Genomic DNA, 12,015 nt, shown 5'->3' on the forward strand with positions numbered 1-12,015 from the left:
TATTAATTAATAAATTACCTAATTAGTGAGAAATTAAAACTGCTTCTCGCCATTTTTTCACTGAGTTAATTATATAGATGCGATTGCTATATTTTAACGTTTCCATTGTCATAATTTCTTCTCTAATTTTACCTTTGTCAAGTAAATTAGCGCGAAAAGTTCCGGCTAACAAACCACATTTTACCGGAGGTGTCAGCAATTCTCCATTTAACTCCACCACAATATTACCAATAGAGGTTTCTGTAATTTCACCTCTTTCATTCCACAATAAAACATCATCACAATCAGGAAAAGCGGCTTTTGCTATTTCATAAACTTGGCGATTAGTCGTTTTATGATACAAAAATATATTAGTAGAGTCAACAGGTGTGCAACACATACCTAATTTGACTAGTTCTTGATTTTTCACAGGAGATAAAGACATAGTTTGATATGTAATCTCACCATCAGAATTTAACAGTAATCGCACTTTATAAGCTTGATTTAAAAATGATTCTGCTAATTTATTAAGTTGAGTTTTTAGGCTATTTATATCAACACTAAAATCAAAGTAAATTGCTGAATTTTTCAAGCGTTGTAAATGATAATCTAAGACAAAATAACCATCATGAGCTTGCCATAATATTGTTTCTAAAAGTGAAAAATCTGATTGATTTAATGAGAAACCATCATGAATTACTAATTGATTTTTCATCGGCGTTTCCACCAAATCACAAAACCTGTTCCTAAACCAATTAAAGGTAATAAAAACAGGGCAGCTATTCTTAATAAGTTAGCCTGAAGAGTTGATATAACAATCCGGCGATTTTTTGGTTCTTTAGGACGAATTGAAAGAAGTTGTTGATCTTGTTGACTTAGCCAACTAACTGAGTTTAAGAATACATCTCCATTTAATTGTTGTTCAAATAAACCATCAGCGGCAAAATTTGAGTTTCCAAATACTACTAATCTTGACTCTTTCGCAGTAGGTTGAGAATTTGTGGAAATTGGACTTGGTGAATTTGTGGAAATTGGACTTGGTGAATTTGTGGGAATTGGACTTGGTGAAGTTGTGGAAATTGGATTTGGTAAAGTTGTGGGAATTGGACTTGGTAAAGTTGTGGGAATTGGATTTGATAACTTTCTAGTTAATGCTACTCCTAAAGTTAAAGGTCCTTTTAAGTCTTGACCTTCATTAAATTCTAATTTTTCACTTTTCTGATCACTTTCTGCCCAACTGCTAGGGTAGGGTTTGGTTTTCAATAAAGCCATAGACTCGATACCAGGAACAGGATCAATTTCCAAAGGACGAGTTAAGGGATATACAGAAATATTTTTCCCAAAATCTTTAGTAATAGGATGTTGTCCATATTCTGTTACTAAGATAGCAGCGGGTCCTAGTTGCAAATTTGCCCCAGAAGTGTCAATGGCCAAACGATTATCTAAACGCACACCCCAATCTTTTAAAATAGTGTCTATTTTCGGGTTGGTATTAGGATCAATCATCAATAATAAGTTACCACCACGATTAAGATAATTTTGTAAAGCTATGACTTCCCCTGTCAATAATTCTTTCTTTGGTCCAGCGACAACTATAACAGTAGCATCATCAGGAACTTGTGGCTGTTCTGCTAAATTCAAAGCTGATGTTGTCAAGTTTTTATCGGTTAATCCTTGAATTGCTTGGGAAATTGCTCCTTTACTAGCTGTAAGTGGATGTTCACCATGACCTTGAAGAAAGTAAACTTTAGCAGTTGTAGAACTGGTAATTTGTTGTAAACGAGTAGTTAATTTTATTTCTGACAACCGTTCATTTTCATTAATTATCTGGACTAATTGCCGTTTGTTTTGAAATTCAAGATAAACTTCACCATAATCTTTAACACCAAATTTTTCTGCTATTCCTGGCTTTAATTGAGGATCAAGATACTCAAATTTAAATTTATTACTTTGACGATGATAGTTATCTAATAATTCTCGATCTTGAAGATTTTGTTCTTTACTGAATAACCAAACTTTCATTGTTTGGGGTAAATTACTCACTAATTCCCTTGATTGAGGGGATAGAGTAAATAATTGACTATCTGTTAAATCTAGCCGCAAATGATAGCGAATACCTAAAAAATTAATTAATCCCAAGATAACTAATACTGATAAGGTAGCGACTAAAGCATTAGTACCAGATTGGGTAGAACGTTTTTGCCACCATTTACTTTGTTGACTTTGTATTATTATCCATAGGCTACAAATTACTAGGCCTAGTATTGTTAATAATAAAGGGATTATCCCCCATTTTTCTGATATTAAACCAATGGTTAACCCAGCAGCTAAAAAGAATGGTCCGAGCCAAAATACAAGTTTCCAAAGTTTATTTTTATTCATTAGGGAACGGGGAATAGGGGAAGTGGGGGAAGTGGGGGAAGTGGGGGAAGTGGGGGAAGTAGGGGAAGTAGGGGGAGTAGGGGGAGTAGGGGGAGTAGGGGAAGTAGAGGGGAGAAAGAATTTTCCCAATGACAACTGACAACTGACAACTGACAACTGACTACTGACTACTGACTACTGACGTTGAAAACGAAGTGCATCAATTGATTGGGCAGTGAGAAAAATACCTAAAATAATGTAACTGGCAAATAAAATCAAGCCGCTAGTATCAAAAATTCCTTGAATCAGCGTGTTGTAATGTTTAAGCAGAGATAGATGACTCACCGCTTCACCAATTGGTCCAGGAATGGCTTTGGCAATTAAATCAATGAATAACAGCAAAATCACGACGGCAAAGGTAAGAACAGCCGATAAAATTGTACTGTCTGTTAATGAGGAAATAAACATTCCTAAAGACAAAATCGCTGCTGCTAGTAAGAGTAATCCTAAATGACCAAGTAAGGGAATTATGGGTGATATGGGTGGATTGGAACTAGATAAAGCGATCGCTTCCAATCCTATTAAGGGTAAAATCATTGTCAAGAAAAATGTTAATACCCCTAATAATTTACCCACAGCCACAGCCCAATTGGTAATTGGTGATGTGGCTAATAGTTCCAAAGTTCCTCGTTTGCGTTCTTCAGCATAGAGTCCCATTGAGAGAATAGGCAATACAAATAACATTAACCATCCCATTCTATCTAAAAATGCCCGCACAAATTCATAGGGAACATCTATTGTTGGGGCGGGAACTCCCATTTGTTGCCCTTGGAAATCATAGCTAGAAACTGTGACTAAAATCCCTTCTGGTCCTAACAAAATCATCACGAAAAATAAACCAGCTAAAAACCAAAATGCACTAGCTATTCCATAGGCTAATGGGGAAACAAAATAACTCTGTAGTTCTCGACGATAAATGGCAATAATATTGGCGATGACTATACCCATTTATGCAGTTTCTCCTTCTTCAATTTCTGAAGTTATCTCTGGTGGTAAATGCTTTTCTGCTGTAGTTAGTTCTAAGAAAACATCTTCTAGTGTGGCATTTATTCGCCGCATTTCATATAAATCAAATCCAGCCCGAATTAAAGCCGCCGTAATTTCTTTTCCTGGTTCTATTCCTGGCTGTAATATGACCCGTAAGCAAGTATGATTTTCTGATAATTGCTGATGGTTAGGCATTAATTCTACTAAACTTACACCGGATATATTTTGCAGCATTTGTTTAGCTAAAGCTGCTTCTCCACCGATTTCTAACTCATATCCTGCCCCAACTGTTAACTGTGTCATTAAATTTTCTGGGGTATTAGTTGCAACTATTTTCCCCCGATTAATAATGGCAACTCGGTTACAGGTCATACTCACTTCTGGTAGAATATGAGTAGATAAAATTATAGTGTGTGTTCCTGCTAAACTTTTAATTAAGTTCCGCACTTCGATAATTTGCCGGGGATCAAGACCAACAGTAGGTTCATCAAGAATAATTGCTGGGGGATCATGAACGATCGCTTGGGCAATCCCCACTCTTTGCCGATAGCCTTTAGAGAGTTTGCGAATAATGACTTTGCGCTTATCTTCTAAGTTACAGCGCTTAATGGCTGCTGTTACTTTTGTCGGGCGATCGCCTGAAGAAACTCCCTTAATCCGAGCAACAAAGTGTAAAAACCCTTCCACCGTCATCTCTGGATATAATGGCGGCGTTTCCGGTAAATAACCAATTCGCTGCCGCACCAACAGAGAATGATCATGGACATCATAACCCGCAATCTTCACTGTCCCACTAGTGGCAGGTAAATAACCGGCTAAAATTCGCATAGTTGTGGTTTTACCAGCCCCATTAGGACCCAAAAACCCCAAAATTTCCCCCGGTTCTACGCTAAAGGTAACATCCGTAATTGCCGTTGTCGAACCGTAAATTTTACTCAGATGCTCAACTTCAATCATTTGCCCAATCACCAATCATGAGAATACCCACATAATCTTAGCTTCTGTTCCCTGTTCGTTGTTCCCTTTTTTTGTAATAATTCAGAATATAGAAAAATTTTTACGTAAATTATTCAAATACATAGGACTGTAAGGAAAACCCATGGAAGGGAATGAGACGGAAAAAATTCGCCATTTATTAGTTGTCCAAGATCCAAAAGGGCAGCGCACTCTTCCCTTGCTAGAAGCAACATACTCTCTAGGAAGGGATTTAAGAAATGCTATTGTTCTTTATTCTCCGTCTGTATCCAGACAACACGCGATTTTATTAAGGGTAACAATCCCCAATACTGATCAATATGGGTTTAGGATTATTGATGGTAACTTCCAAGGGAAAAAAAGCACTAACGGTTTATTTGTAAATGGCCATAAATGTCTTCATCATAATCTTCAAAATGGAGATGTTATTGCATTTGATAGTCACACTCAAGCTAAATACTATGTAATTACTAATCTTTCGGAGCAAATATTTTCTGAATCTTGTGGAACTGGTGACTTGTCTAATTTCCTTTCTGGCAAGGTAAATTCTGTTTCTCACGTTAGTAAAGCTATTATAGAAAATATTAATTTTGGAGCTGATAGTGAGACAGCTTTAGCCCGCCTAGCTTCTTTTCCTGAACTTATTCCTAATGCTATTATTGAAATGGATTTAGCAGGAAGAGTAACATATCTAAATCCGGCAGCAGCGGCCAAATTTCCGAACTTAAGGCAGATAGGTCAGGAACACCCAATTTTGACCCAATTATTAACAGCAGTTAAGAATCAAGCGCAAAATTCCTTTGTCCGGGAAGTAACAGTTGGTAACCAAATTTTTGAACAGTCTGTTCATTACTTACCCGAAAGTGATTTAATTAGAACTTTTATTATCAGAGAAATTACTGAGCAAAAACAAGCTGAACTAGAACTAAAACAACGCGATCGCCTATTACAAGGAGTAGCGGAAGCGGCAAATTATTTATTAGCAGAAATGAACTATGATCTAGCTATCGAAAAAGCACTGGCAGCATTAGGAGAAGCTACCAATGTAGAACGAGTCTATCTATTCCAAACTCATCCCCATCCAGTGAGCGGAGAAATGTCCATTAGTATGCAGTGTGAATGGATTAAATCTGGTGCAGAAACTTCCCACTCCCATTGGCAAAATCAGTCTTATCAAACCCCTGGATTAGAACGGTGGTATAGCAAACTTTTTCAAGGTGAGACTATTAGCGACTTTACCCAAATATTTTCCCCGGAGGAACAAAAACTGCTCATGGGAGATCATATTAAATCCCTTCTATTTGTACCGCTAAGATTAGAAACACAGTTCTGGGGCTGTTTGGGTTTAGTTGAATGCAAATCAGAGCGTTATTGGTCAAAACATGAAGAATCTAGCCTGATCACAATGGCCGCAAGTATTAGTGGCGCTCGTCAACGTCAGCAAATAGAGGAAAAGATCCGCTATCAGGCCATGCACGACTTACTGACTGGACTGCCTAATCGGTTACGATTCAACGATATCCTCAACCAAGGCATCCAAAAAATAATTCAGCAAGAAGAAAGTATTGCCGTGATGTTCCTGGATCTGGATCGCTTTAAAATTATCAATGATACTTTGGGGCATACAGTCGGAGATAATTTATTAAAAATTGTCGCCCAAAGAATCAGAGACACAATTAGAATTGAAGATGTTGTGGCTCGTTGGGGTGGTGATGAATTCACTATTTTCTTACCACGAGTAACTGAAATTCCACCCATTATCCAAATAGCTAAAAATATTCTCCAGACTTTAGAAGATGCTTTTTATATTAACGGACATGAACTTTATATTAGTTCTAGTATTGGCATAGCCCTATTGGGTAAAGATAGTCCTGATGCCGAAACCCTCATTCAACACGCAGACGCGGCGTTATATTATGCTAAAAATGAAGGCAGAAATAATTACCAATTTTATAAAGAATCTCTCAGTCAAAAAAATCCCGAATTATTGAAGTTAGAAAAAAATTTACGCCATGCCATGAAACGCAAAGAATTGATGCTTTACTATCAGCCTCGTGTTAATATTACCACGGGTAAAATTACAGGCATGGAGGCTTTATTGCGTTGGAATCACCCAGAAATGGGTGTAATTTCTCCCGCTGTTTTTATTCCTCTAGCGGAAAAAAGCGGTTTAATTATCTCTATTGGTGAATGGGCATTACGTCAGGCTTGTATACAAAATAAAGCTTGGCAAGATGCGGGATATCAACCAATTACAATTGCCGTTAATCTTTCTCCTGGGCAATTTCGCCAACCTAAGTTAGTAGAAATATTAACTGATATTTTAACAGAAACTCAACTAAAACCAGAATTTTTAGAATTAGAAATTACGGAAACTACAGCGATAGCTGATATCAATTTCACGACAGTTGCACTCCAAAATTTAGCAGAAATGGGGTTACTTTTGTCCATTGATGACTTTGGTACAGGCTATTCTTCCCTAAATCGCTTAAAAGTCTTACCATTCCATAACTTAAAAATTGATCAATCTTTTATCAGAGAACTAACTACAGATCCAAAAGTTGCTCATATTATCCAAGCGATAGTTACCCTAGGACAATCTTTAGGATTGAGATTAATCGCTGAAGGTGTAGAACATCCCGCAGAATTAGAATTTTTACGCTCGATTCACTGTGATGAAGTCCAAGGATACCTATTATATCGTCCACTGTCAGTTGAACAAGCTACAGAAGCTTTGAAAAATGAAAATAAATAGTTATAGGTGGCAGGCAAAATTAATTATATAAAAGATTTGGATTTAATGTAGGGGTAGCGCCCCCGTGCCTACCCCGTGCCTACTAAAATAAGTGAAAAGATAACTTAGTCAGGAACAGATGAAATCATGAGAGTTTGGTTTGTATGCTTTTTTGTTCTGTTTGCATTCGCAGAGTTTTTTAAGTGGTTACAAGGTTTTTCTGTCCCATTACCAATATATATTTTAGGTGGGGCATTTTTAGCTGTTGCCTCTAACTATGATCAGATTTTTGGTTATAACCTCAGCAATATTTCTACAATCAACCCGGTGGAAGTACCCCAGGAAATACCTAAGTTGGAATCAGCAGCAAATTCAACCCTAATTTCTTTAAAGACTTCCAATTAAAAAAATATCCCAAAATTTCTTGTAGTGCGGGCATCTTGCCCGCTAATAATAAAAGGACGATGTTAGATACTGGCTTTACAGGTTTTCTAGCAATTAATAAACAAGATTTAGAAGGACTATATTGGCAATTTCTTCGTAAAAAGGTGGTTGGAATTTTTGCCTTTGGTGGTGAATTTTCAAGTTGGTATTTTGACTTTGGGATAATTACAATTAGCTTATTAAGTAGGGTTTGCTGAAAAAGTTATCTGTGACGGCTAGGAGTCAGGAGTCAGGAGTCAGGAGTCAGGAGGAACAATTAGAAGAAGAGAAGAATAGTTTTGAATCTGGTCAAGTGATAGGTTTTTGCTAATTTTCTAAGCTGACAAATACAGTCGCAAAACCAATATCGCGGTTAGGTTGGGGAGGAATACCTAAAGGTGGTAATTTATTTTCTTGAGACAGTAAAGAAACCTTAATCATAACTTTCTTATTAACAGCCTTTGACTGTAAGTGTGACGATGGTTGACCGTGAAAATCTCTAGGTAAATAATGACAACAATCCACCATACTATCAAAACTTAATAAACTAAACAACAATAATAATGGTTTCATCCCCATCACCTGATATTATTGAAATCATGATTACATCAATAAACAGCAGTACAAATAATTAATATTCGTACTGCTGCCAATAATGTCTAGGTATTAGACCACTCAATAATACCTCTCAAAGAGACTAATTGACTCCATGTGACATCAGCATGGGTAGAACCCCAAGGATTCCGTAAGTGGAAAGTTTGATTAGTGGCATTATAGGCAGTAATGGTATAAGCATGACCATTAACAACCCCTAATGTATTACCAGCAGCATAAACAAACCCAACTGTTAAAATTTGATTAGAATTAACCAAATTAATCAGTTGAGTTTGATTCATATTAACGGCTTCAAATGATGAAGTGCCTAATCCCGCTACCTGACGAATTACTGTATCCATCCAACCCCCTGAAATAGCTGCATAGGAGTTAGTAGAAGTGCTAGAACGACTCCAACCAGATTCAGCTAATTGGGCATAGGCTTTTTCTGCTAAAGCTACCCAAAGTTCATTGCTAGTGGAAGTATAAGAACCTCCTCCCCAACCAGCATAAACAGCATTACCTGATGAATAAGTTGGCAAGTAACGATCTACTGTGACATAATCAGCTACACCATTGTTATAAAAACGTACAGTGAAGGTATTATCACCATTGTCCGTAAACATATTCTGAATGTAATTAGGTTTTTCCTGGGCAATAGAAGCCAAAGTTGCTACATAATAACAGTCTCCCACCTGTCCTTGGTAAACGTCATCAGCACTAAGTCCATTTTGGAACAGAGAACCACTAACATAACTATAGGTACCTGATGCGACTGGGCGAGCAGTACCTAAGAACCACTTACCAATCAGATTTTCCATTTGGGTATCACTACTACCGGCAAACAAGTTACCAATAGTAGAACGAGTGTTAGCAACGTCACTATTGGCAATCTTATTAGATAGGACCTTCACAGAATCAGCCATAGTGAAGAGGGTAGAGTTACTAACAAGAGTCCGTAAGTCAGTTAACTCATTGGCATCAATTACACTACCATCTTTAGCATCACGGAAAATGGAAATCATGTCATTGCGACTCAAATTACCATCAGCAGCTAAGGAACTGGTTAAAGTGATAATTTGAGCATCTAGTAGATTTTGACTATACCAATCTGTCGGAATCGGTGTTGGTGTGGGAGTTGGAGTCGGTGTGGGAGTTGGTGCAACAGCAGTGGCATTTAACGACAAACTGTAGTTAGTGTCACCACTAAACTGATATACCCGCGCATAATAAGTACCTGCACTCAACTGACGAGTAATCGATTCAGAAGTATTACCACTAGCAGTAGAACGAGAAATTACACCACCCGAACTATCGAGTAACTGAACATCCGCATCGGCACTCAAGCCTGTTAAACTCAAACTAAAGTTACTTTGTGTTCCCACATTGAAACTATAGTAATCGTTAGTATCAGCACTTCCTACCCAATCACTAAAACTTTGAGTACCTGTTAATGTCCCAACAGCACGGGCTGTATCTAGGGCATTATCAACAGGTGTAACAGTAGCAGTTAACGATAAACTATAGTTAGTATCACCACGACATTGATATACCCGCGCATAATAAGTACCTGCACTCAACTGACGAGTAATCGATTCAGAAGTATTACCACTAGCAGTAGAACTGGAAATTACACCACCAGAACTATCGAGTAACTTAACATCCGCATCGGCACTCAAGCCTGTTAAACTCAAACTAAAGTTACTTGGTGTTCCCACATTGAAACTATAGTAATCGTCAATATCACCAGTTCCTACCCAATCACTAAAACTTTGAGTACCTGTTAATGTCCCAACAGCACGGGCTGTAGCTAGGGTATTATCAACAGGTGTAGCAGTAGTATTTAACGATAAACTATAGTTAGTATCACCACTAAACCGATATACCCGCGCATAATAAATACCTCCACTCAACTGAGTAGTAATGGATTCAGAGGTAGTATCACCAGCAGTAGAACTGGAAATTACAGTACCCGAACTATTGAGTAACTTAACATCCGCATCGGCACTCAAGCCTGTTAAACTCAAACTAAAGTTACTTGGTGTTGTGACATTAAAACTATAGTAATCGTTAGTATCAGCACTTCCTACCCAATCACTAAAAGTTTGAGTTGCTGTTAATGTCCCAACAGCACGGGCTGTAGCTCTGGTATTTCCAGCATAATCAACAGGTGCATTTACTGATGGAAGTTGCTGTGAACCAAGTTCTGTTAGACTAGAACTTAAAGGATCTTTATCCAGGTAAGTTGAGGAATTGCCCAATCCTGATAAAGAGGAATCAAAAGACTTTTCAGAACTATCAAACATAATGCGCTCCTAAATAATTTATGAAAATCTTGATTACGTAGGGTGGGCAATGCAGACTGTATCCAGCTTGTGGTCAGCAATGCTCATCTTGGATGTACTTAAAGAGTGAAATATTAGTATCACTGAGAATCTAGGACAAACTACTGCTTTTGTGGCGGATATTTTGCCTAAACTGTCACTTTCATTACATAAATCTAAAATGATTTATGTTAACTTGACTACAGTAAAAAATACTATTTTATTAAAAAAATTATACTAAATTGTGCGATAATTACGCAAAAATGACGTAAAAGCCTTGATTTACCTGATGACGACTGATTTTAATTTGTAAATCTTAATACTTATTCGTGCTTCTGCGTGAGAAATAAAATGTCAATCACACGCAGGTGGGCTTTATTCGGATAGCATCCAAGAATATTACATATTTTGATACCTCCACATAGCAGACATAGAATCTAAATCAACCCCGTTCATATCACCTTCCGCCGTATTTTTAAACAACGCCGTAAAAGCACCTGCACCCAACCGATATTGCGGAAACATCCGATAACAAGGAATACTAGTTAAACGAGATTGAAAAGTAGATAAATGCTCAACTTCCACCGCTTGAAAATGCGGAAACCGTTCCAAAAACCATTCACAAACCTGCTCATTTTCTTCAGCAGAATAAGTACAAGTCATATAAGCCAAATAACCTTGAGGGGCGACAACTTGGGCAGAATTAGCAATAATCCGTTTTTGGCGATTGGCACTTTTATTAATTGAAGTCGCGTGAAAACATCCCGGTGCTTTCTCATTTTTAGCTAGTAAAGATTGCCCAGTACAAGGGGCATCAACTATCACCAAATTACTCGAAGCTGGCAATAATTCTGCAAAAATACTCGAATCTCTATTTACTACTCGACTAGGTTTAATTTGACAACGTTTTAAATTAGAAATTAACATCCCCAACCGCTTACCAATCACCTCATTAGTAATTAATAAATCAGGTTTTAAAGCCCTCCAAGCAAACACACTTTTACCACCAGGGGCAGCACACATATCAAAAACTACAGATATTGATTCGGGAATTGCCAACAAAACCGAAGCAGAAAATACCGAAGAAAAGTCTAAACAATAAAAATGTCCTTGTTCATGAAGAGAATGCTTACCTGGTTTTTCTCCCAAAGATAACCTATCTACAAAATGCGGTTGCCAATGTGTTGGTGTTTGCACATTAAAAGGCGAAATATCGGGTTTATCTTGACACCACAGAATACAAGGTGCAAAAGGTTGAGGATGAACTAAAGCATCAATAAACTTTGTTTGTTCATCTACATTTGCAAATAACTGTCGCGTAACTTTAAGCAATAAATTAGAAGGTTTTTGCATATTAATTTCTACCAAATTAAATCAGAAGAGAAACTGTTACATGAGAACAATGCAATCAATATATTTGGCTGCATACTAAAAAGACATTGACCGATATTCAAATGGCGTTTGCAAAGTTCGTCCGGTATGGCTTCTGGCTTTTGCCTAGAAGCTAACCTTGTTTTAATGCTTGTCAAACTCATACCAAATTAAGATTTTAGATTTGGTATTCCACTTATGTACCGG

General features: G+C 37.4%; 10 protein-coding genes. 3 read left to right on the plus strand and 7 right to left on the minus strand.

Annotated features, from left to right (window positions below; genetic code table 11):
* Positions 1–22: 22 nt before the first annotated feature.
* The 4 genes from BMF77_RS10540 to BMF77_RS10560 all read right to left on the minus strand — a co-directional run bounded on the left by BMF77_RS10540 (position 23) and on the right by BMF77_RS10560 (position 4,344).
* Positions 23–694 (minus strand): aminotransferase class IV, encoded by a 672-nt coding sequence (locus BMF77_RS10540; protein ID WP_148762683.1) that lies wholly within the window; start codon positions 692–694, stop codon positions 23–25.
* Entirely contained in the window at positions 691–2,361 is a 1,671-nt protein-coding gene (locus BMF77_RS10545) for a Gldg family protein (RefSeq protein WP_148762684.1), read from the minus strand. Before BMF77_RS10545 ends, BMF77_RS10540 begins: the two co-directional genes overlap by 4 nt.
* Before the next feature lie 174 nt (positions 2,362–2,535).
* The gene (locus BMF77_RS10555; RefSeq protein WP_148762688.1) at positions 2,536–3,348 is read right to left on the minus strand and encodes an ABC transporter permease; all 813 of its coding nucleotides are present in this window, start codon (positions 3,346–3,348) and stop codon (positions 2,536–2,538) included.
* The gene (locus BMF77_RS10560) at positions 3,349–4,344 is read right to left on the minus strand and encodes an ABC transporter ATP-binding protein (protein WP_148762690.1); all 996 of its coding nucleotides are present in this window, start codon (positions 4,342–4,344) and stop codon (positions 3,349–3,351) included.
* A gap of 142 nt (positions 4,345–4,486) precedes the next feature.
* Here BMF77_RS10560 and BMF77_RS10565 point away from each other — a divergent pair, with 142 nt between their 5' ends.
* The 3 genes from BMF77_RS10565 (at position 4,487) to BMF77_RS10575 (ending at position 7,737) form a co-directional block, all read left to right on the plus strand.
* Positions 4,487–7,117, plus strand: coding sequence for an EAL domain-containing protein (locus tag BMF77_RS10565; protein WP_148762692.1), 2,631 nt, complete (start codon positions 4,487–4,489; stop codon positions 7,115–7,117).
* Between the two features lie 126 nt (positions 7,118–7,243).
* Positions 7,244–7,501, plus strand: coding sequence for a hypothetical protein (locus tag BMF77_RS10570; RefSeq protein WP_148762694.1), 258 nt, complete (start codon positions 7,244–7,246; stop codon positions 7,499–7,501).
* Between the two features lie 59 nt (positions 7,502–7,560).
* Positions 7,561–7,737: a hypothetical protein gene (locus BMF77_RS10575; protein WP_015081192.1), complete on the plus strand. Its 177-nt coding sequence runs from the start codon at positions 7,561–7,563 to the stop codon at positions 7,735–7,737.
* Positions 7,738–7,846: 109 nt separating this feature from the next.
* Here the strand turns inward: BMF77_RS10575 and BMF77_RS10580 are convergent, their stop codons facing one another.
* The 3 genes from BMF77_RS10580 to BMF77_RS10590 form a co-directional block, all read right to left on the minus strand.
* Complete coding sequence (locus BMF77_RS10580; RefSeq protein WP_210422332.1) at positions 7,847–8,092, minus strand: hypothetical protein; 246 nt, start codon at positions 8,090–8,092, stop codon at positions 7,847–7,849.
* A gap of 86 nt (positions 8,093–8,178) precedes the next feature.
* Entirely contained in the window at positions 8,179–10,419 is a 2,241-nt protein-coding gene (locus BMF77_RS10585) for a pre-peptidase C-terminal domain-containing protein (RefSeq protein ID WP_148762696.1), read from the minus strand.
* 417 nt (positions 10,420–10,836) lie between these two features.
* The gene (locus BMF77_RS10590; RefSeq protein WP_148762698.1) at positions 10,837–11,790 is read right to left on the minus strand and encodes an RsmB/NOP family class I SAM-dependent RNA methyltransferase; all 954 of its coding nucleotides are present in this window, start codon (positions 11,788–11,790) and stop codon (positions 10,837–10,839) included.
* Between the last annotated feature and the right edge of the window lie 225 nt (positions 11,791–12,015).

Origin of the sequence: Dolichospermum sp. UHCC 0315A (genome assembly GCF_008121535.1) — a bacterium.
Classification (GTDB): domain Bacteria; phylum Cyanobacteriota; class Cyanobacteriia; order Cyanobacteriales; family Nostocaceae; genus Dolichospermum; species Dolichospermum lemmermannii.